This window comes from Novosphingobium sp. AAP1, assembly GCF_001295765.1.
Taxonomy (GTDB): domain Bacteria; phylum Pseudomonadota; class Alphaproteobacteria; order Sphingomonadales; family Sphingomonadaceae; genus Novosphingobium; species Novosphingobium capsulatum.
In genome coordinates this window covers 425,191-446,573 of sequence record NZ_LJHO01000001.1, presented here as the reverse complement: position 1 = coordinate 446,573, position 21,383 = coordinate 425,191, and the positions used below count along the sequence as shown (strand labels likewise).

Here is a 21,383-nt window from a genome sequence, read left to right as displayed (position 1 = left end):
GCGATAATGCAGTCGCGAATCTCGGCTGAAGGGAGAGTCGGCCATGGGGCGCAAGCCATCCAACAAGCCCACCAGCTTTGAAATTGCCTATCTTGCCGGGGTGTCGCAGCCCACGGTCAGCCGTGCCCTGCGTGGCAGCAAGTCCGTCAGCAAGGCCACGCGCGAAAAGATCGAGGCGATCGCCCGGCAGTTGAACTACACGGTCGACAAGAACGCATCCTCCCTGCGCACGCAGCGCTCCAACACGCTGGCGCTGCTGTTCTTCGAAGACCCGACGCCCGATGAATCCAACATCAACCCGTTCTTCCTGTCGATGCTGGGATCGATCACGCGGCATTGCGCGGCCAAGGGGCTGGATCTGCTGGTATCGTTCCAGAAGCTGGAGGATGACTGGCACCGCCGCTATCAGGAAAGCCACAGGGCCGATGGGCTGATCCTGCTCGGCTATGGCGACTATACCCTGTATGAAAGCCGCCTGCGCCAGCTGGTCAAGGCGGGCACGCATTTCGTGCGCTGGGGATCGGTCGATCAAGGCACGATCGGTGCCACGGTGGGATCGGACAATTTCGGCGCTGGGCGCCTGGCGGGCGAGCATCTGATTGCGCGCGGCCGGCGGCGCATTGCCTTCCTGGGCCAGGCAGACAGCCATTATCCCGAATTCGAGCAGCGCCACGCCGGCCTGCTGCGCGCGCTGGCCGCTGCCGGGCTGTCGCAAGATCCGGAATTGGTGGTCGATGCCATCAGTTCCGAGGAATCCGGCCATGGCGCGGCACGCGTGCTGCTCTCGCGCGGGGTGCCGTTCGATGCGATCTTTGCCGCAAGCGACCTGATCGCGATCGGCGCGCAGCGCGTGCTGGCCGATGCCGGGCTCGCCGTGCCTGGCGACGTGGCGCTGGTCGGCTTTGACGACATTCCCGCCGCCGGCTTTGCCAATCCGCCGCTCACCACCGTGGTCCAGGATATCCGCCTGGCGGGCGAGGCGCTGGTGGAATCGGTGCTGGCCCAGATCGAAGAGCGCATTCCCCCGCCCGCCATCCTGCCCACCCGGCTGGTGGTGCGGGCGAGCACGGGGGGATAGGGTGGGGCAAGGTCCAGCACCACCCCCGGCCCCCTCCTCTGAACAGGAGGGGAAGAACGCGTCGAAAAGCTCCATCCTCGTTAGAGGAGGGGGTTGGGGGTGGTGGAAGCCTTGAGCAAAGCCATCAACGCATAGCATTCGTATGCATCTCGCCCCGCCGCCAACTCTGGCGCATCGCGCCTGTCTAGAAAATAGAGAGAGGACGCCATGAACACGCCGCAAAAGCCCGCGCAGACGTTCCGGGGGCTGTGGAACACGAGCTTTGGCTTTTTCGGCATCCAGCTGGCCTTTGCGCTGCAGAATGCCAATGTCAGCCGCATTTTCCAGGCGCTGGGCAGCAAGGTGGACGACCTGGCGTTCCTGTGGATCGCCGGGCCGGTAACCGGCCTGGTGGTGCAGCCGCTGATCGGGCATTGGTCCGATCGCACCTGGGGCCGTTTTGGCCGGCGCCGGCCCTATTTCGTGGCCGGGGCGGTGCTGGCGGCGCTGGCGCTGCTGGGCCTGCCCAATACCCCGCTGCTGATCGCCGCGGCGCTGTTCCTCTGGCTGCTCGATGCCTCGCTCAACGTGGCGATGGAGCCATTCCGCGCCTTTGTGGGAGACATGACCCCGCCGCACCAGCGCGCGCAGGGGTTTGCCCTGCAAACCTGGTTCATCGGCGCTGGCGCGGTGCTGGGCAGCCTGGCCCCGGCGGCCTTCAACGCCCTGGGCATTGCCAATACCGCGCCCGAAGGGGTGATCCCCCCCTCGGTGCGCTACAGCTTCTACCTGGGCGCGTTCGCGATGGTGGCGGCCGTGGCCTGGACGGCGCTGCGCGTGCGTGAATACAGCCCTGCGGAAATGGCCGCCTTTGCCGACGAGCCGGAAGCGGCAGCCGGGCACGAGCCGCTGGTCTATCCGGCGCGCGGACCCTTGTGGATGCTGGGCGGCGCGGCGCTGCTGGGCGTGGTCCTGGCACTGGGGCTGGACAAGCAGTTGCTGGTGCTGGGCGGTGGCCTGGTGGCGTTCGGGCTGTTGCAAGTGGTCGTGCGGGCGCGGGCCAGCACCGGCACGCTCGCCCAAGTGATCAGCGATTTGGCGCAGATGCCGCGTGCCATGCGGCAACTGGCCCTGGCCCAGTTCTTTACCTGGGTGGCGCTGTTCATCCTGTGGATCTACACAACGCCGGTCGTCACGCGCGAGGTGTTCCACGCCACCGATACCAGCGGCGCCGCGTATAATGCCGGCGCAGACTGGGTGGGCGTGATGTTTGCGTTCTACAACGGCGTGGCCGCGCTGGCGGCGTTTGCCTTGCCAGTATTGGCGCGGCGGATCGGCAATGTGCGCACGCATATGGTCGGCCTGGGGGCAGGGGCGCTGGCATTCCTGCTGCTGCTGGTGATCCGCGATGCCCATCTGTTGCTGCTGCCGATGGCGCTGGTCGGCGTGGCCTGGGCATCGATCCTGGGCATGCCTTACGTGATCCTCACGCGGGTTTTGCCGCCGCGCAAATTTGGCATCTACATCGGCCTGTTCAATCTGTTCATCGTGATCCCGCAGCTGATTGTGGCCACGGCCATGGGCGGGGTGATGCGCAGCTTTTTCCCCGATCAGCCCAAGTGGACGATGCTGGTGGCGGCCGTGGTCATGGCCGGCGCGGTGATCGCCATGGCCCGCGTGGAAGAACAGGACTGATCAGGCGCGCAGCGCGGCTTCGAGCGGAGCCGCCAGACGCTGGTGATCGCCCCAGTTGGTCGCCAGCGCCCTGACGCCCTCGGGCCGCACCAGCACCTGGGCGGTCCACAGGTTGTTGCTGCCATCGTGCCACAGGCTGCCGTCTGCCCGCACGACCCAGCCCAGCGCATAGCTGCCACCGAACGGCGGGGTGTGCAGCCGCTGCCAGGTTTCGCTGCGCAGCAATGCCGTCCGGCTGCGGTGTGCATCGAGAAAAGCCAGCATGGCGGCGATCGGCGCATGCAGCCGCGCGGCGGGCCCGGCCACGGCGGGGTTGTCCGTCGGTGGCACGCCCGGCGGATGCGGCACGCCATGTTCTCCTGGCCACCAGGCATGGCCCACTGGCTGGTCGAGCAGGCCCGGCGTTCCCGGCGCGCCAAAGCCGGCGCCGGCCATGCCCAGTGGCCCGAGCAGGCGCTGCTGCAACAGCACTTCCCATGGCGCACCGCAGGCGGCCTCCAGCATGGCGGCGGCGGCCACATAGTTGCGGTTGGAATAGATGAACCGGGCGCCCGGCGCTGCCAGTGGTGCGCGTGCCATGGTAATGCGCGTCAGCGCGAGGCGGCTGGCGCGGGGATCGGCTTCTTCGGCCGGAAAGGCGTCCATCTCGGTATCAACGTCAAGCCGGGCAAAGCCGCTGGTGTGCGACAGCAGGTGCAGCAGAGTAACCCCGCGCCACGGCGCTGCGCCGGCATCGGCCAGGCCCAGCCGCTCCACGAGTTGCTCGTCCCAGGCCAGCTCCCCCGCTTCCACCGCCAGTGCGATCAGCGTGGCGGTGACGGATTTGGTGATCGAGCCCCAGTGCCAGCTGTCGCCTGGCGCTACCGGCACATCGCTGCCCAGCATGCGGCGCCCGGCACAGGCCTCTCCACTGTCAGCGAGCTTTTCCCGCCAGCCCGCCGCCAGGGCTGGCACATCCAGCCGGCGGCGCAGGCGCGCGGCGGCATTCATGCTGCGCGGAAACGAAGGCGCGGCGGCCAGCGCGCGGCCAGACCAGGCAAGCCCAGCCAAAAGCCCGATCACCCCGCGCCGCGCCACGATCATTGCGCCGGCAAGGCCGGGCCGAAACGCGCGCGGTTACCCCAGGGCATAGCCGTTCCAGGCCTTGATCGGGCGGATCACGAAGCTGGTGTGCATCGTGCTGACGCCGGGCAGGCGGGCCAGGCAATCGCGGTGCAGCCGGTCATAATCGGCCATGTCATGCGCGGCGATGCGCAGGCGGTAATCCGCCACGCCCGAGATCAGATAGCATTCGAGGATTTCGGTGGAATCGAGCGTGGCCCGTTCGAACCGCTCCATCGCTTCGCGGCTCTGGCTTTCCAGCGTGATATCGATCAGGGCGTGCAGGTTGAGGCCGATCTTGCCGGCATCGACCCGCGCGCCATAGCCGGTGATCGCACCGCTCTCTTCCAGCGCGCGCATGCGGCGGTGGCAGGCAGAGCTGGAAAGCCCCACCCGATCGGCCAGTTGTGCCAGCGAACTTTGCGAATCTGCCTGCAACGCGGCCAGCAGCTTGCGATCTATGCGGTCCATCAACGCCGTCTAGCGCAAAATCTTCGCGGATAAAGTCAGATTCGCGGGAAGCCTTGGCTCGTTTCGGATCAACGCGAATAATCCGCTGGCGGGGGGCCGTGCCGCTTGCTGCGCGATGCCATCAGGGTGATCGCTTGGTCGAGCGTTTCGCCATCGATCGCACCATCGACCATGATCGTCTCGCCGGTCAGGTTGTTGCGCACGGCCACGGCCGGCGTGCCCTGCACAGTGGCGCGTTCGGCCGCATCGCCTTCGGCCGTGACGCGGCCCAAGGTTTCATCGCTGCGCAGGCAGGCATCAAGTTTGGCGCCATCGGCCGCGCCATCCTGCTTGGCCAGGGCCACCACGGCCGGGCGCCCACCTTCCAGGCCGCGGCCATTGCCGCCGGTGCGGGCAAAGTAATCGTTGAGAAAGCGATAGAATGCGGCCGCGCCGCCCTGGTCGGCCACGCACAGCGCGGCCATGCTGCCCAGCACCGCCGGCGCGCCGTGGAAGGGCAGGGGCAGCATGCGGATCGCCAGGTTGGCCTTGCCCTTGGCACGTTCGATCGCGGCATCGGGCACGCCGGCAAACTGCTTGCAATAGGGGCATTCTGGATCGGACCAGACCACCACGCTGATCGGCGCCTGCGCCGGTCCGGCCAAGCGGTCCTGCGCCAGCAGCGCGCCCACATCGGGCACGGTGCGCCACGGCGCGGGGATGTCGGGCGTCTGCACGGCAGCCTGCGCCATGGCCGGCGCGGCCAGCAGGGGCGCAGAGGCCGTGATCGTTGCCGCCAGGGCGATCGCCCAGAACCGTGCGCGCATTGCTGTTCCTTGTCCTTTGCAAACCTTGGCCGTGCTGTTGCGCAATCCGGCGCGGGCGGCAAGCCTTGCCGTGCGGGCAGTGCACGCTTTGCATTTCGCCGCGCCTGGTTGTAGGGCAGCTGAATATATCCCGCCAAATACAGCCTGCGGGCTGCGGAGTTGCCATGGCCCGCCTTGTGCTTCGTCTTCTTGCCCTGTGTTGCCTGGTTGCGGCCGCCCTCCTGCCGGCTACGGCGCCGGCCGCGGAAAATCCCGCCGGCCGGAGGCCGCTGGTGCTGGCAGCGGCCAGCCTGCAGGAATCGATGAATGCGGCGGCCGACCGCTGGGCAGCGCTGGGCCATCCGCGCCCGGTGCTTTCGTTCGCGGCCTCTTCGGCCCTGGCCCGCCAGATCGAGGCGCATGCCCCGGCAGACCTGTTCGTGTCGGCTGATGAAGACTGGATGGATGATGTCGCCCGTGCCGGCCTTGTCGCGCCGCGCACGCGCGCCCGGCTGGTGACCAATGCCCTCGTCATCGTGGCGCCGACGGGCAGCACGCTGCGGCTTTATCCGGCGCCCGGCTTTGCGCTGATGCAGGCGCTGGCCGGTGGCAAACTGGCCATGGGCGATCCTGCTGCCGTGCCGGCTGGCCGCTATGGCAAGGCCGCGCTGGAGCGGTTGGGCGTGTGGAACCAGGTGCAGGGCCAGGTGGCGCGCGCGGAAAACGTGCGGGCGGCCTTGGCGCTGGTGGCCCATGGCGCCGCGCCGCTGGGCGTGGTCTATGCCACTGATGCGCGGGCGGAACCGGGGGTGAAAGTGGTCGGCGTGTTCCCGGCCGGCAGCCACGCGCCGATCACCTATCCGGTGGCGCGGCTGACAAGCTCCACCCATCCCGACGCCGAAGCGTTCCGCCGCTTCCTGCTCTCGGCCGAAGGCAAGGCGATCTTCCGCCGCTTCGGCTTTGTCGCGCACTGAGCCGCGCGTGCTGCTTTCCGCGCAAGAATGGGGCGTGGTCGCGCTATCGGCCAAGGTGAGCGGGGTGGCGATCCTGGGCGTGCTGCCGCTGGCGTTCGCGCTGGCCTGGGCGCTGGCACGGGGGCGGTTTCGCGGGCGGGTGCTGCTGGATGCGCTGGTGCATCTGCCGCTGGTGCTGCCACCTGTCGTCATTGGCTGGATGCTGTTGGTGGCCTTTGCCCCGGCTGGCCCGATCGGGGCCTGGCTGTGGCGCCTGTTTGGCGTGACGCTGCTGTTTCGCTGGACCGGCGCGGCGCTGGCTGCCGCGATCATGGCGTTGCCGCTGATGGTGCGAGCAATCCGCCTGTCGCTTGAGGCAGTCGATCCCCGCCTGGAACAGGCCGCGCGCACGCTCGGCGCCGGGCCATGGGCCACGTTCTGGCGCGTGACGCTGCCGCTGTGCGCGCCGGGCATCGTGGCCGGCGCGGTGCTGGGCTTTGCCCGCTCGCTGGGCGAATTCGGCGCGACCATCACCTTTGTGTCCAACATCCCCGGCGAAACCCAGACGCTGCCGCTGGCCATCTATGCCGCCCTGCAGGTGCCCGGCAGCGACGCCACGGTCTGGCGCTTGGCCGGGGTGGCGGTGCTGCTGTCGGTGCTGGCACTGGTTGCGTCGGAACTGCTGGCACGTCGGCAGGGTGGAAAGGGCGCGCATGTCCTTTGACCCGGCCCCATCCTTTGACATCGATGTGGTGCTGGCGCGGGGGCAGCGCGAATTTCCCGTGCGGGTGGCAGGTGGCGGTGGCATCACCGCGCTGGTCGGGCCATCGGGGCAGGGCAAGACCAGCACGCTCGATGCCGTGGCGGGCCTGCTGCGCCCGCTTTCGGGCCATATCGCGGTGGGCGGCACAGTGCTGTTCGACGCGGCGCGGGGGATAGACCTGCCGCCCGAACGACGCGCGGCTGGTTATGTGTTTCAGGATTTGCGCCTGTTTCCGCACCTGAGCGTGGCGGACAACCTGCTGTTCGGCTGGCGCCAGGCCGCGCCCGAACGGCGCACCCTGGCGCTGGACGAAGTGGCCGGTTTTCTCGACATCGCGCCTTTGCTCGCGCGCCGGCCGCACACGCTGTCGGGCGGAGAAGCGCAGCGCGTGGCGATCGGCCGCGCGCTGCTGTCGGGCCCGCGCTTTCTCTTGATGGACGAGCCGCTGACCGCGCTCGATCCGGCGCGGCGCGAGGGCGTGATCGCGCTGATCGCCCGCATCCGCGATGCCTTTGCCCTGCCGGTCCTGCTGGTATCGCACCAGCAGGACGAGGTGGCACGGCTGGCCGATGCGGTCGTGGAAATCTAGAGCATTTTCAAGGCAGGTGGAATCACCTGCCGACTCGGAAAATGCGGCAAATCAAAAGGCTAGATTTCCAGCTGGCTGCCCAGTTCGATCACGCGGTTGGTGGGCAGGCGGAAGAACTGCATCGGGCTTTCCGAATTGCGCACCATCCAGGCAAACAGCTTTTCCCGCCAGATCGCCATGCCCGGCCGCTTGGACGCGATCAGCGTCTGCCGCGCCAGGAAATAGCTGGTTTCCATCGGCTTGAATGGACCGGCCGCGCGCGTTTCGGCGGCGAGTTCGGCGGGAATGTCGGCCTCGTCCATAAAGCCGGTGCGGATGATCATGCGGTAGAAGCCATGGCCCATGTCTTCCACCTCGCGCCGCTTGTGATCGGGCACGTGTGGCACCCCGGCGGTCATCACGGTCAGAACCACGACGCGTTCGTGCAGGATGTGGTTGTGCTTGAGATTGTGCAGCAGCGCCGGCGGAATCCCTTCAACGGTAGAGGCCATGAACACCGCCGTGCCCTTGACCCGGCGCACGCGTTCGCACACCGAACCCAGGAACAGTTCGAACGGCATGGCATCTTCGGCGAGGCGTTCGCGCACGATGCGCCGGCCGGTGGCCCAGGTGGTGAGCGCGGTGAACGTGATTGCCGCGACCATCAGCGGGAACCAGCCACCATCGGGGATCTTGGTGGCGTTCGATGCGAAATAGGCGCCATCGATCACCAGGAACGTGCCGGTAACGATGCCGGCCACCAGCGGATGCCATTTCCACACGGCAAAGGTCAGCACGCCCAGCATGCAGGCGGTAATGAACATCGTCCCGGTCACCGCGATGCCATAGGCCGAAGCCAGGTTGCTCGACGTGCGGAACGCCAGCACCAGCAGGATGACCATGACCAGCAAGACCCAGTTGACGAACGGCACATAGACCTGGCCGGCCGCGCTGGCGCTCGTATGCAGAATGCGGATGCGCGGCAGGAAGCCCAGTTGCACCGCCTGCTGCGAGACCGAAAACGCGCCCGAGATCACCGCCTGGCTGGCGATCACCGTGGCCAGCGTCGCCAGGATGACCAGCGGCAGGCGCGCCCAATCCGGCGCCATCAGGAAGAACGGATTCTCCACCAGGGCCGGGTTGCGCAGCAACAGCGCCGATTGCCCGGCATAGTTGATGAGAAGGCACGGAAACGCCACCCACAGCCACGCCACCATGATCGCGCGGCGGCCGAAATGGCCCATATCGGCATAGAGCGCCTCTGCCCCGGTCACGGCCAGCACGACAGAGCCCAGCGCCAGGAATGCCAGCAGCGGATCGAGCGTGAAGAACTTGACGGCATACCAGGGATTGGCTGCCAGCAGGATTTCCGGCGCGCGAGCAATGCCGTTCAGGCCGAGCAGCGCGATGACCAGGAAATAGACCAGCATTACCGGGCCAAACAGCTTGCCCACCGCCGCCGTCCCGCGCGACTGGATGGCAAATAGGCCGATGAGGATCGCAATCGAGATCGGCAGCACCACCTCGGCAAAGGCCGGGTGCACCACGGTCAGCCCTTCGACTGCCGACAGCACCGACACCGCCGGCGTGATGATCGCGTCGCCATAGAACAGCGCCGTCGCCACGATGCCCAGCACCACGGTGAAGGCGGTCCATCGCCCCGGCTTGAGCTGGCGCCCGATCAGCGCGAGCAGCGCCAGGCTGCCGCCTTCGCCCTTGTTGTCGGCCCGCAGGATCACGAAGACGTACTTGACCGTGACGATCAGCGTCATTGTCCAGAACATCAGCGAGAGTACGCCGAAGATATGATCGGCATCCACCGCCAAACGGTGGTGGCCGATGAAGCTTTCCTTCAGCGAATAGAGCGGCGAGGTCCCGATATCGCCAAACACCACGCCGATCGCGCCCACGGCGAGGGGCACAAGGCCCTGCGCCTCGTGGCCCTCATGATGATCGACTCCGGCGGTGTCAGGGGCGGGGGAAGCGTCAGCAGCGGCAGCGGCAGGCGTGGATTCGGGCGCGCCCGGATAGGACATGGCGGTCATGCCGGCGCCGCTACGCCCGGCAATATCCCGATGCGACGAAATTTATGCATTCTTTACGCGACCGCCCGCCCATCTCGTCGCGCCGGCATGACACGGTGCGACAGCCTTGGCTCTCGACAGAGGGGGCCCTGCTGCGGCATCCCGGTGGCATGACACTGGCCCTTGCCCATCGTATCGCACCTGCGCCCGGCGCTGACGGGGACGGTGGGCTGGTTGCCGGCCTGCTGGCCACCGCGGCGCTGATCGGGCTGGCCAGCCTGGTTGGCATGACGCTGCTGGCGCGGGGGGATGTGGCTGATATCGGCCTGCTCTATCTGGTGCCGGTCATGTTTGCCGCGATCCGCCTCGGTCTGCGGCCGGGGCTCGCGGCGGGGCTGCTTTCGTCGCTGTGTTATAACTATTTCTTTATTCCGCCGCGTTTCACGCTGGCGGTGGCCGATCCCTCGCACCTCATCACGCTGGTCATCCTGCTGGGTGTAGCGCTGGTGGGCAGCCACATGGCCGCGCGCCTGCGCCACCAGGCTTCGCTGGCGCAGGCGCAGGCCGGGCGCGACGCGCTGTTGGCCGGGTTTGCCGGGCGCTTGATGGGGGTGACGCGGCGCGATGCGCTATGGGCCTTGCTGGCCGAGGAAGTGGCCCGCCAGTTTGGCCTGCGCGTGCTGGTGGCGGCAGCCGATGCCCAGGGCATCGCCACGCTGGTGGCGGCGCACCCCGCGCACGATCGCCTCGACCTGCTGGAGGCGGCCGCCGCGCAATGGTGCCTTGATAGCGGGCGCTCGGCCGGGCCGGGCGGACAAGTGCCCACCGCGTCGGAGTGGTTGTTCCTGCCGGTGCCGGGCGGCCAGGGCCCGCTGGCCGTCGTCGGGGTGGGCAATCCCGATGGCGAGTTGCCGCTGCACGGCGGGCAGACTCCGCTGCTGGAAAGCCTCTTGGCCCAGGCCGGCCTCGCCCTGGCGCGCATTGCCCTGGAAGAGGAAAAGCTGGCGCTGGGCCGGGTGCAAGAGCGCGAGCGGCTGCGCAGTGCCCTGCTGTCGTCGATCGGGCATGATCTGCGCACCCCGCTCACCACCGTGCTGGGCACGCTGCGCGCGCTGCGCCCACTGACCCCAGAGCAGGCGGCCGCCCTGGCCAGCGCCCGTGGCGAGGCCGAGCGGCTGGATCGCTTCGTCGCCAACCTGATCGAGATGGTGCGCCTGGAAATCGGCGCCTTGCAGCGCGATCCCGAGCCGGTTGACTTGGCCGAGGCCTGCGATGCCGCGCTCGATCATCTCGCGCCCGGCGGCCTGGTCGGCCCGCTGGAACTGGTCGTGCCCGAAGACCTGCCGCTGGTCTTGGCCGATCCACGCCTGCTGCACCATTGCCTGATCAATCTGATCGACAATGCCGTGCGCCATGGCGGCAACGGCGGCATTCGGATAGAGGCGCTGGCCGATCCGCAGGGCGGGGTGGAACTGGCGGTCTGCGATCGTGGGCCTGGCCTGCCGCCGGGCGAAGAGGAGCGCATTTTCGGCATGTTCACGCGGCTTGAAGGATCAGACCGGCAAGGCGGCACGGGGCTGGGCCTTGCCATCGTCAAGGGCTTTGCCGAGGCGATGGGCCTTGCCGTGACGGCCGCCAACCGCGCTGGCGGCGGTGCGCGTTTTGCCCTGCATGTACCGCCCGCGCTGGTCCGCCCCGTGGCCGTTCCGGCATGAGCGGCACGACAGAACCGGCTGGCCCCGGCGTGCTGGTGGTGGACGATGATCCGGCGATCCGCGCGCTCTTGCGCCACACCCTGGCCCAGGCCGGCTATGGCGTGAGCGAGGCCGGCACCGCGGCGCAGGCCTTGGCCCAGCGTGCCGCGCAGGCGCCCGATCTGGCCCTGCTCGATCTGGGGTTGCCCGATCGCGATGGCCTGGAAATCTTGCCGCAACTGGTGGCGGCGGGCCTTGCCGTGGTGGTGCTGTCCGCGCGCGATGCCACCGCGGAAAAGGTTGCTGCGCTCGATCTGGGCGCCAGCGATTATGTCACCAAGCCGTTCGATCCTGAAGAAATTCTGGCGCGCGTGCGCACTGCGCTGCGCCATCGCGCGCGGCTGGCTGGCGTACCGGGCGGGCAAGCGGTCTTGCGCTTTGCCGATGTGGAGATCGACCTCGCCGCGCGGCAGGTGCGCAAGGCCGGGGCAGAGGTGCACCTTGCCCCCAAGGAATATGCGTTCCTGGCCGAACTGGCGGGCAATGCCGGCCGCGTGGTGACCCATGCGCAATTGCTGCGCACGATCTGGGGGCCGGGGCACGAGACTGACGTGGAATATCTGCGCGTGGCGGCGCGCGGCATCCGGCGCAAATTGGAAAGCGATCGCCCGCCCGGCCACTCCGCGCTGCGCAACGAACCAGGCATCGGATATCGCCTCGATCTGGCGCGCGGCTAACCCGAACCTGCGCCACCCCCACGCAGGTTTACGTGGCCCCGGCTTAAACGCCATTTGAGCACGCCGATGATAGCGCCTGTCCCGGTCAATTCCGCTACCAGGACCGGGGAAAGATTGCATGTTCAAAAGGCGCGTTGTCGTTCCACTCGAAACCCGTTTCGCGCAGGCGGTGTTCGAGCAGGCGGCCGATGGCTTCCTGCTGATGCAGAATGGCCGGTTTACCCTGTGCAACGCTGCCGCGGAGCGCGTCTATCAGCGCCCCCGGCACGATATCATCGGCGCCTCGCCCGACATGCTGGCCGCGCCCTGCCAGATGGATGGCCGCCCCACGGCCGAGCACGTGGTGGAACGGATTGCCGAGGCGCAGCGCAACGGCTTTGCCCGCTTCGAATGGCTCAACCTCGACGGCAAGGGTCAGCCGTTGCGCATGCTGGTGACGCTGACGCCCATGGTGATCGACGGGGGCGATGCCCTGATGATCCAGGTGCAAAGCCAGGCCGAAACTTCTGCCGTGGTCGATGCCCTGCGTGAGGGGCTGGAGCGGCTGGCCGGTGGCGATCTCGATTGCCGGCTGACCCGCGCGTTCCGCCACGATTACGAATGCCTGCGCACCGCGTTCAATTCGGCGGTCGATGCGATGGCCGGGGCCATGCGCTCGGTCGGCGGGATTGCCGAACAGGTGGCCAATGGCTCGGCCGAGATACTCGCCGGCTCTGAAGACCTGTCCACCCGTACCGAACAGCAGGCCGCCGCCGTGGAAGAGGCTGCCGCCGCGCTGCGCCAGATCAACGAAAGCGTGCAGAAATCGGTGCACGAGGCGGGCAACGCCAGCACCATGGTGCAAACGACGCTGGATGAGGCCCGCCAATCGGGCGACGTGGTAGGCCGCGCGATCGAGGCGATGGCGACGATCGAGAAATCGTCCCAGGAAATTGCCGAGATCGTGGGCGTGATCGATGCGATTGCGTTCCAGACCAACCTGTTGGCGCTCAACGCCGGGGTCGAGGCGGCGCGTGCCGGCGACGCGGGCAAGGGCTTTGCCGTGGTGGCGAGCGAGGTGCGCGCCCTGGCGCAGCGGGCGGGCGATGCCGCGCGCGATATCCGCGCCCGCATCGGCAGTTCCACCGAACAGGTTTCCAACGGCGTCGCGCTCGTCACCGCCACGGGTGACGCGCTGGAGCGGATTGCGGCCAGCGTCGGCGAAATCAACGACGTGATGCAGCGGATCAACGGCACGTCGAGCAACCAGGCGACAACCCTGGGTCAGATCAATGCCACCGTGCGCGATGTCGATTCGATCACCCAGCAGAACGCCGCCATGGCCGAGGAGGCCACGGCCACAGCCCGCAATCTGGCCGACCAGGCCAACGTGATGGCACGCGAACTGGCCAAGTTCCGCTTTGCCGGTAACCAGGCCACGGCCCGCGCCACGCCCGCGCCGCGTCCGATCGCTCCATTGCGACCGGCGTCGGTGCAATCGGCGGCAGCGGAAGCAAAACCCCGGCTGGCGCCGGCTGTGGCGGCCGTCGCATCAACGCCATCCGCGCCGTCTGCGCCAGTCCCCGCGCCCCGGCCGCGGCCATCGGCTGCTCCGCGCAGTTCCGGCAATGCGGCTGTGGCCGAGGATGACTGGTCCGAATTTTGAGCCTGCCGCGTTGCGGATCGGTTCGGATGACCGCCCTAAAGCCAGCGGCATCCGTTAGTTTTCGCCACGTGACAGCTCTGCCGCGGGGATAAGCGTGCGCGCCGCCGGATCGCGCGCAGAGCGGGGAGGCGCGCTGCCTTCCACCAGGCCATCAAGCGCGCGCACGGCGTCGGTTACGAGCGGCACATCGGCCTTGCCGGCCACGCGCCAGGCATCGCCCTGCGCATCGCGACGGGGGCCATCGGGCAGGAGCCAGGCAGCATCGAGTGCGCCCAGCCCGGCCAGTACCTGCACCTTGGCAAGATAGGCGCCGGCCACCCCATCGTTGTAGGCGCTGCGCGCCTGGAGCAGTTCGCGCGCGAGTTGCAGCACGTCGAGCGTGGTGAACATGCCCGCCCGCTCTTGCAGCACGGCGCCATCATAGGCGTTTTGCGCAGAGGCCACCGCCTTGGCGAGGGTGTCGATCGCGGCGGTCTGGGCCTGCCAATCGTTCCATGCGCCGGCAAGGGCCGCACGATTTTCGCGCAAGGTGGCGTCCATCAGGCGCCAATCGGCATCATTGGCCGCTTGCGCGGCGTGTACGCGCGCGGCGCGCTCGCCACTGTCAAACAGGGGACCAGACAGCGTGACCACGCCCTTGATCTCGGTCTGGCGCAAGGTATCGGAATAGTTGGAAAAGCCGGCCGAGTAAGGCAGCAGGGCTGCCGACCCCTGGAAATCGACGCGCGGGCGGCGCTCTGCCCTGGCGGCTTCCACGCTGGCGCGCGAGGCGCGCTCACGCTCCTGCGCGGCGTGGATCAGCGGGTTATGCGTTTCGGCATAGGCATAGGCTTCTTCCAGATCGGCCACCGGCAATTGCAGCGGCGGTGGCGCGGCCAGGTCGCCCGGCCGCGTGCCGATCATGCGCAGGAATGCAGCCTCGGCCGTGCCGGCGTCGCGCTGCGCGGCAAGCAATTGCACGCGGCCCAGTTCCACCCTGGTTTCCACCTGCTGGATATCGGTGGCCGTCACCTCGTGCGCGGCGAGGCGCGCGCGGTTGTCGGTCAATTCGCGGGTGAGCGCGGCCAGGTTGTCTGCGGCGATGGCCACGGCCGTGCGGGTGCGGCGCAGGCCGACAAAGGCATCGGCCGCATCGAGCAGGGCCTGCTGTTCGGCCGATTGCAGCACGGCCTGCTGATAGGCGGCCTGGGCGCGTGCGCCGCGTTCGTTGGCAAACGACCGGCCAAAGCTGAACAAGGGTTGGGTCAACACGGCCGTGGCGGTAGATGTCCAACCGCTGCGGCCCAGAAACACGCCCTTGGCAATTTCGAACCGGTCGCGCGTCCAGCCATAGGTCAGGGCATAGTCCAGCTTGGGGCCATAGGCGGCGCGTGCCTGTGCCACGCCCCAGGCGCTGCTCTGCGTGGTGCTGCGCTGGGCCAGCAGGGCCGGCGATGTCCAATAGGCATAGCGCAGGGCATCGGTCAGCGTGGAAACCGGCCGGCCTGACAGCGCGCCTTCGGCGATGTCTGCCGGGGTTTCGGGCGGCAGGCCGGCGGTGCGATCGATATCGACCGCCTCCTGCGCCCGAGCGGTGGGCATAAGCAGGGCCAGCGCGGCCGTGGCGCAGGCCCAGTGCAGGTTTAGGTGCAGGTTTAGGCGCAGGCGTGACCGGCGCACGCAGACGGGGCGCATATGGCGCAGGGCAGGGCGCATGGCGGAAATCCCCCTCAATTGTCGCGGAAAGCGCGCATGAACTGGTCACGCAGCGGCTTGGTGACATAGGACAGCAGCGACCGGTTGCCGGTCTCGATATAGGTTTCGGCGGGCATCCCGCTGCGCAGCGCCAGCCCCTCGCGCGCCACGGCCGCCTGGTCGACCGCAATGCGCACGGTGTAATAGGCCTGGCGCGTTTCCTGGTTGTCTGTCCGATCGGTGGCGACATAGATCACCCGGCCGGGAATTTCCGGGGTCGCGGCGCGGTTGAACGCGGAAAACCGCACCCGCGCCGCCTGGCCCACGCGCACCTGGTCGATATCGGTGGGGCTGACCGAGGCTTCGACGACCATGACATCGTGATCGGGCACGATTTCCATGATCGGCTCGGCCGGCCGCACGACATCGCCGATCGCGGCAAAGGCAATCTTTTCGATCGTGCCGGAATAGGGCGCGCGGATTTCGCTGCGGTCCTTCTGGTCCGATGCGCTGACCTTGCGCAGCTGCTGCTGGTTGAGCGCGGTATTGACCTGGGCCAGATCGGTGCCGGCCTGGACGCGCCGGGTCTGCACGGTCTGGATCGACTGCTCCTGCGCTTCGGTAATGCGGGCGCGGGTCTGGGCGATCTGCGCCTGCAACTGCGCCACTTGCCCGTCGATATCCACGGCCGTGCGTTCCAGCTGGTTCAGGCGGTTGATCGTGACCAGCTGCTTGTCCCACAGGTCGCGCACGCCCTGGCGTTCGGGCTCGATCAGGTGGCGTTGCTGGCGCAGGGCATCGATCTGGGCTTGAAGCCCGGTGATCTGCTGGTTGTATTGTGCCACGCGCGCGGCGAGCTGGGCACGCAACTGGCCTTCCTCGGTCTGGCGCATGGCGAACAGGTGCTGTTCGTCGGCCATGGCCTTGGCCGCACTGGGGTTGCCCGCTCGCAAAAGGTCGGCCGGGAAGACCACCTGGCCCAGGCCCAGCCGCTCTGCCTCCAGCCTGGCTTTCTGCGCCAGCAGCTGTTCCACGGTGAGGTTGGAATAGGTGGCATCAGCGCCGGTCACGCGGTCATCCAGCCGCATCAGCAGCTCACCCTGGCGCACATGCTGGCCATTGATCACCGCGATCGTGGTGATGACGCCGCCGGTGGGATGGGCAATGCGCTTGACCCTGCTTTCCACACCCACCTGGCCACCGCCGATCACCGCGCCACCGATCGGCACGATCGCGGCCAAGGCAAACAGCAGGGCCATCAGCCCGGCCAAGGCGAAGACCAGCCGTACCAGCAGGCGCGGCGCGTGGGGGCGCGGCGTGGTGGGTTGGTCGATCCAAAGCGTTGGCAGCAGCTGCCTGACAGCGTCGGGAGAGATCGGGGCGCTCATCGCGCGTCCTCCTTCGCCAGGCGGCCGGCGGCGGGTGGCGCGGCGGTGGTTTCGTTGGCTGGCAAGGTGCGCTGCATCACAGCGTCGCGTTCGCCGAAATCGACAAGGCGGCCATTCTGCATCACGGCGACATGGCTGATCGGGCCGAGCGTGGCCGGGCGATGGGTGATCATGATCACGATGCCACCCCGCTGGCGCATGTCCATCACGGCGCGGTTGAGGGCGGCATCACCCACGGCATCAAGGTTGGAATTCGCCTCGTCCAGGATCAGCAGATGGGGATTGCCATAGAGCGCGCGGGCCAGGCCGACGCGTTGGCGCTGCCCGGCGGAAAGCTCGCTGCCCCCGGCGGAAACCTGGGTGTCATAGCCATCGGGAAGCGCCAGGATCGCCTCGTGCAGGCTGGCGGCGCGCGCCGCGGCCATCACCCCGTCGGACGTTGCGGCCGGATCGAACCGGGCGATGTTCTGGCCCACCGTGCCATCGATCAGATCGACCGTTTGCGGCACATAGCCAAAGGCACTGCCCAGCGCTTCGGCATCCCACTGGTCTGGCGTGGCGCCATCCAGCCGCACCTCACCACGCTGCGGTTTCCAGATGCCCAGGATGCCACGCACCAGCGTCGTCTTGCCCGCGGCGCTCGGGCCGATCACGGCCAGGGCCTGCCCCGGTTGCAGCGACAGCGACACGCCCTGGACGGTGAAGCGCTGCGTGCCCGGTGGCGCTATCCACAGATCGCGCAGGGCAAGTTCCCCGCGTGGGCGATCGAGTGTGACCTGGCGTTCGGGCGGGCGGCGGAAGGTGGTGATTGCCTGGACGATCCGGCTCCAACCGCTGCGTGCGGCCACCAGCCCTTTCCAGTTGGCAATCGCGGAGTCGACCGGCGCCAGGGCGCGGCCCGAGAGCACCGAGGATGCCAGGATTACGCCGCCGCTGGCCTTGTCATCGATCACCAGCAGTGCGCCCACGGTCAGGATGATCGATTGCAGCAGCATGCGGAACGTGCGGCTGGCCCCACCCAGGCGCGAGACGGTGCGCGCCAGCGCCGATTGCGCGGCGATGAACTGGCTTTCCCAGCCAGATGTGCGGGCGACCAGGCGATCCTGCATGCCCATGGCAAAGGCGGATTCGGCAAACCGGATTTCGGACAGCGTGGCGGCGCTGCGCTGCCCGGTGATCATCGCCAACTCGCGCGAGGCGGTTTGCGTGCGACGGTTGGACAGCAGCGCCAGCACCGCCATCACCATGACGCCGGCCAGCGCGGTCAGCCCCAGCCACCAGTGCAGTGCGGCCAGCACCACCAGGAACATCACCACCCAGGGCAGGTCGATCAGCGCAACCGGGCCGGCGCCAGCGAGAAACGTGTGCACCGCGTCTAGGTCGCGGGCAAACTGCAGGCCATCGCCCTTGTCCGGCCCCGCGCGCAGCGGGCGGGCGACCGTGGCATAGTGGACAGCACCGAACAGATCATCGTGCACGCCATTGGCAACGCCCAGCAGCGCCTCTGCCCGAATTGCCTCGAAAACCGCTTGAAATACGTAGATCAGCACCAGCATGACAAACAGCCCCACCAAGGTGGGAATGCTTCGGCTGGGCAGAACCGAATCGTAAACCAGCATCATGTAGCCCGACCCGGCAAAGACCAGGACGTTCAACAGCAGGCTGGCCACGGCGACCAATCCAAGATTTCCGCGATATCTGCGCAGGAACAGGCGCAGCATTTGCCGATCCACGTTGTAACACCCCCACAAGGCCCTTGTTGCCTTGCAGGTATAGCAGTGTGGCATCAGGCCATTCCGGCAGATGCTTCCGGCTCGGAACTATAACGCTGTGATCAGGCCCGTTACGTGGCGTTTCAGGCGGCTTCTGCCGCCGTGCAGGCGCGGGCGCCAACGATCAGCATCTCACACCAGACCCCGCGCGGATCGAACATGAGATCGACTGCTTCGAGCCCCGGCTGCGCGCGCAGCAGGTGCGATCCCGTGCCTTGGTGGGCCGGTGGGCTGACCAGCGGCCCACCCGATTCCTTCCACAGCAGGTAGAGCCGGTCACCATCGGGTGCCAGAAACCAGCGCAGATCGACCCAGCCGGCGGGATCGGACAGCGCGCCGTGCTTGATCGCATTGGTGCACAGCTCGTGCACCGCCATGATCAGCGGAATGCAGCTTGGCTCGGGCACTGTGCAGGGAGTGCCGCTCAGGCGGATGCGTGATCCCTGGCCGAAGGGGCCGATAGTGCGCTCGATCAGTTCGGGAAGATGCCCTTCGGCTTCGGTGCCGATGCGCAGCAGGTCGCTGGCCTTGGCCAGGCTGTCCAGACGGTGGGAAAACTCGCGGAAGAAATCGAGCGGGTTTTCGGCACGTGGCCCACGCGCCGACAGGGCCTGGATTATCGACAGCAGGTTGCGGCAACGGTGGCGCAATTCGCGGTTGAAGGTGTCCTGCTGGCGGTTGACGGCGTCAAGTTCGCGCACCGTGGTGCGCGCCACTATCGCCATGCCCATGACCAGGACCACGCAGGCGGCGCCCACCAGCAGCGACACGAGCGGCCGACCGTGCCAGGCGATGCCCATGATCGATCCGGCAAACAGCCACTGCGCCACGGCAAACGAGCCGAACACGGCCAGCATGGCAAAACCCTGTTCCAGCAGCAGCGCGGCGATCAGCACCGTGGGCCAGAACGCGAGGAACGGCATCACCGCAGGTTGCGGCTCTATCACCAGGCGCAGGAGCGACGGCACGAACACCAGAAGGGCGCACAGGATCGCCTGTTGCAGTGCGCTGCGCTGCCGGATCAGCGCGGCGCGCATCATGCCGGAAACCCCGGTCAGAACTTTCATCTGCGCCCCTTTGACCCTGGCCGCGCCGGGCGAATCCCTGCGGCGGATCTTTGTAAAACAGTGTTAACGCCATTGCCGGCGAACCGCAGCCCTTTTTCCGTTTGCGCCGGGCCAATTGGCCCAAATAACTAGGGCTGGCGGGGACGGGACAGCCTTAATGCGGCCTCGATCTCCAGCAGGCTGCAGAGCAAGGCGCGCTCTTCCAGGCCAAGCGCCTGGCTGCGTTGCAGCGTGGTGCGGCACAGTGCGAGCAGGCTGGCGGGATGCCGCGCTAGCGTGGCGCGGAATGCGTCCAGCGAGGGCGGGGTGGTGGGCAGATCTGCTGGCAGCCCGGCCGGAACGATCAAGGCGTCTTCGGGGGCGGCGGCGGCGCGCACGCGCCACAGGACGGCAACCGCCCGGTCCACCATCGCGCGCACCAGATCGCCTGCCGCCTCTCCCGATGCGCGGGCTTTGAGTTTCTGGCGATAGCGGCGTTGCCGTTCGGCATTGGTCAGGGCCATGACCCTGCCTAGACGGGGTTTGGCAAGGCTTGAAAAGCCCGGTCAGCCCCTTGCGTAACCATCCCTATCGATGGCTCCTGCACCCACTATCCCGCGCTTTTGCCGCTTTTGACATGCGTCAAGGAGGCGGCGCGCGGCTGGGCTATCTTGCACAGGTGGCCCGATCCGTCACCGGACCAGGGCGGATGGGCATGGAGGATGCAGCGATGACCAACCCTGAAAGTATGGCACTGCGGCGCGGGATCGCCGGCACGCTGCTGTTCGATGGTGAACTCGCCAGCCGCGGTTTCGAACTGAATGCCATGTGCTTTTCATTCAACGACACGGCCAATCGCGCCGCATTCCTGGCCGACGAAGACGCCTACTGCCGGCGCTATAACCTTACGCCCGAACAGCGCGATGCGGTGGCGCGGCGCGATGTGCTGGCGATGATCGAGGCAGGTGGCAATGTCTATTACCTGGCCAAGCTGGCGGGCATTTTTGGCCTCAACGTGCAAGATCTCGGCGCCTTGCAAACCGGCATGAGCGTGGCCGAATTCAAGCAATACCTGCTCGACCAGGGTGAGGCCGCGGGCTGCGCCCCGGCCAGCAATGACGTGGGAGTGGCGGCATGAGCGCGCAGATCATCGGTGGCTATTTCAGCAGCCACGTTCCCGGCATCGGCGGCGCGATTGCGCGCGGCGCCCAGGCAGAGCCCTATTGGAAGCCGTTCTTCGATGGCTATCCACCGGTGCGCACGTGGCTGGCGCAGGCGCGCCCGGACGTGGCCATTGTGTTCTACAACGATCATGGGCTCAACTTCTTCCTCGATGCCATGCCCACGTTCGCGGTGGGCGCAGCGGCGGCCTATCCCAACGAGGATGAAGGCTGGGGCCTGCCGGTTTACAAGACTTTCCAAGGCGATCCCGGGCTTTCCTGGCACATTATCGAGGAACTGGTCGGCAGCGGGTTCGACATCACGATGTGCCAGAAGATGAAGGTCGACCACGCCCTGTCGATCCCGTTCGAGCTCGCCTATCCCGACGTGGCGGCCTGGCCGGTGAAGATCGTGCCGATTGCGATAAACACCGTGCAATACCCGCTACCCTCGCCGCAGCGCTGCTATGATCTGGGCCGTGCCGTGCACCGCGCGTTGCAATCCTGGCAGGATGATACACGCGTGGTGGTGATCGGATCGGGCGGCCTGTCGCATCAGCTGGATGGCGCGCGCGCCGGGTTCATCAATGCCGACTATGACCGCTTCTGCCTCGATCACCTGGCCAACGATCCCGAGGCGCTGTTGCGCCATTCGACGGAAGAGGTTGCCGCGATCGCCGGCACGCAAGGGGTGGAGATCGTCAACTGGATCGCCGCGCGTGGCGCGCTGGGCCAGGGGCCGCATGCCGAAGTGACGCGGAATTATCACATCCCGATCAGCAATACGGCCGCAGCAACGCTGGTGTTGACCCCGACCTGACAGCTTGGCAGGTTTGGCCCGTGCCCGTGG

19 protein-coding genes are annotated in these 21,383 nt (G+C 67.5%); 10 read left to right on the top strand and 9 right to left on the bottom strand.

All coding sequences use genetic code 11. The features are described 5' to 3' along the window. Positions 1-43: 43 nt before the first annotated feature. Complete coding sequence (locus tag IP65_RS01920) at positions 44-1,078, top strand: LacI family DNA-binding transcriptional regulator (RefSeq protein WP_022678614.1); 1,035 nt, start codon at positions 44-46, stop codon at positions 1,076-1,078. A 207-nt stretch (positions 1,079-1,285) separates the two neighbouring features. Then, entirely contained in the window at positions 1,286-2,752 is a 1,467-nt protein-coding gene (locus tag IP65_RS01915; protein WP_054130557.1) for an MFS transporter, read from the top strand. Here the strand turns inward: IP65_RS01915 and IP65_RS01910 are convergent, their stop codons facing one another. The 3 genes from IP65_RS01910 to IP65_RS01900 form a co-directional block, all read right to left on the bottom strand. Further along, positions 2,753-3,835 (bottom strand): serine hydrolase, encoded by a 1,083-nt coding sequence (locus IP65_RS01910; protein ID WP_054130556.1) that lies wholly within the window; start codon positions 3,833-3,835, stop codon positions 2,753-2,755. A gap of 33 nt (positions 3,836-3,868) precedes the next feature. Beyond that, the gene (locus IP65_RS01905) at positions 3,869-4,324 is read right to left on the bottom strand and encodes an Lrp/AsnC family transcriptional regulator (protein WP_022678610.1); all 456 of its coding nucleotides are present in this window, start codon (positions 4,322-4,324) and stop codon (positions 3,869-3,871) included. A gap of 68 nt (positions 4,325-4,392) precedes the next feature. Then, positions 4,393-5,130 carry a thioredoxin domain-containing protein gene (locus tag IP65_RS01900; RefSeq protein WP_054130555.1) on the bottom strand — a complete coding sequence of 246 codons (738 nt, stop codon included), beginning with the start codon at positions 5,128-5,130 and terminating at the stop codon, positions 4,393-4,395. A 164-nt stretch (positions 5,131-5,294) separates the two neighbouring features. Here IP65_RS01900 and modA point away from each other — a divergent pair, with 164 nt between their 5' ends. From modA to IP65_RS01885, 3 genes are read left to right on the top strand one after another with little or no spacing between them, the layout of a single operon-like run. Beyond that, positions 5,295-6,083, top strand: a complete 789-nt coding sequence (gene modA, locus IP65_RS01895) for a molybdate ABC transporter substrate-binding protein (protein ID WP_054130554.1) — start codon at positions 5,295-5,297, stop codon at positions 6,081-6,083. A gap of 10 nt (positions 6,084-6,093) precedes the next feature. Beyond that, positions 6,094-6,786, top strand: a complete 693-nt coding sequence (modB, locus tag IP65_RS01890; RefSeq protein WP_054130876.1) for a molybdate ABC transporter permease subunit — start codon at positions 6,094-6,096, stop codon at positions 6,784-6,786. Further along, positions 6,776-7,414 carry an ATP-binding cassette domain-containing protein gene (locus tag IP65_RS01885; RefSeq protein ID WP_054130553.1) on the top strand — a complete coding sequence of 213 codons (639 nt, stop codon included), beginning with the start codon at positions 6,776-6,778 and terminating at the stop codon, positions 7,412-7,414. Before modB ends, IP65_RS01885 begins: the two co-directional genes overlap by 11 nt. 59 nt (positions 7,415-7,473) lie before the next feature. On the opposite strand, the gene IP65_RS01880 is transcribed toward IP65_RS01885, so the two are convergent. After that, a complete protein-coding gene (locus tag IP65_RS01880) occupies positions 7,474-9,438 on the bottom strand; it encodes a potassium transporter Kup (protein ID WP_022678605.1) in 1,965 nt (654 codons plus the stop codon). A gap of 149 nt (positions 9,439-9,587) precedes the next feature. On the opposite strand from IP65_RS01880, the gene IP65_RS01875 reads away from it, so the two are divergent. The 3 genes from IP65_RS01875 to IP65_RS01865 all read left to right on the top strand — a co-directional run bounded on the left by IP65_RS01875 (position 9,588) and on the right by IP65_RS01865 (position 13,493). Further along, positions 9,588-11,132, top strand: a complete 1,545-nt coding sequence (locus IP65_RS01875) for a DUF4118 domain-containing protein (protein ID WP_082349704.1) — start codon at positions 9,588-9,590, stop codon at positions 11,130-11,132. Beyond that, the gene (locus IP65_RS01870; protein WP_054130552.1) at positions 11,129-11,848 is read left to right on the top strand and encodes a response regulator; all 720 of its coding nucleotides are present in this window, start codon (positions 11,129-11,131) and stop codon (positions 11,846-11,848) included. The genes IP65_RS01875 and IP65_RS01870 overlap by 4 nt, the downstream gene beginning before the upstream one ends. 118 nt (positions 11,849-11,966) lie before the next feature. Next, on the top strand, positions 11,967-13,493 hold the full coding sequence (locus IP65_RS01865) for a methyl-accepting chemotaxis protein (RefSeq protein WP_054130551.1): 1,527 nt from the start codon (positions 11,967-11,969) through the stop codon (positions 13,491-13,493). Between the two features lie 54 nt (positions 13,494-13,547). On the opposite strand, the gene IP65_RS01860 is transcribed toward IP65_RS01865, so the two are convergent. The 5 genes from IP65_RS01860 to IP65_RS01840 form a co-directional block, all read right to left on the bottom strand. Next, a complete protein-coding gene (locus IP65_RS01860) occupies positions 13,548-15,188 on the bottom strand; it encodes a TolC family protein (RefSeq protein ID WP_054130550.1) in 1,641 nt (546 codons plus the stop codon). Positions 15,189-15,202: 14 nt separating this feature from the next. Then, positions 15,203-16,555, bottom strand: coding sequence for an HlyD family type I secretion periplasmic adaptor subunit (locus tag IP65_RS01855; RefSeq protein ID WP_054130549.1), 1,353 nt, complete (start codon positions 16,553-16,555; stop codon positions 15,203-15,205). Next, complete coding sequence (locus IP65_RS01850; protein WP_255352171.1) at positions 16,552-18,276, bottom strand: type I secretion system permease/ATPase; 1,725 nt, start codon at positions 18,274-18,276, stop codon at positions 16,552-16,554. Before IP65_RS01850 ends, IP65_RS01855 begins: the two co-directional genes overlap by 4 nt. A 134-nt stretch (positions 18,277-18,410) precedes the next feature. Beyond that, positions 18,411-19,394 (bottom strand): sensor histidine kinase, encoded by a 984-nt coding sequence (locus tag IP65_RS01845; protein WP_022674795.1) that lies wholly within the window; start codon positions 19,392-19,394, stop codon positions 18,411-18,413. Between the two features lie 128 nt (positions 19,395-19,522). Further along, complete coding sequence (locus tag IP65_RS01840; RefSeq protein WP_054130546.1) at positions 19,523-19,897, bottom strand: hypothetical protein; 375 nt, start codon at positions 19,895-19,897, stop codon at positions 19,523-19,525. Positions 19,898-20,010: 113 nt separating this feature from the next. Between IP65_RS01840 and IP65_RS01835 the strand changes: the two genes are divergently transcribed. Next, the gene (locus IP65_RS01835) at positions 20,011-20,511 is read left to right on the top strand and encodes a protocatechuate 4,5-dioxygenase subunit alpha (protein ID WP_231627513.1); all 501 of its coding nucleotides are present in this window, start codon (positions 20,011-20,013) and stop codon (positions 20,509-20,511) included. Next, positions 20,508-21,353: a class III extradiol dioxygenase family protein gene (locus IP65_RS01830; protein WP_022674798.1), complete on the top strand. Its 846-nt coding sequence runs from the start codon at positions 20,508-20,510 to the stop codon at positions 21,351-21,353. The genes IP65_RS01835 and IP65_RS01830 overlap by 4 nt, the downstream gene beginning before the upstream one ends. The last annotated feature ends 30 nt before the right edge of the window (positions 21,354-21,383 follow it).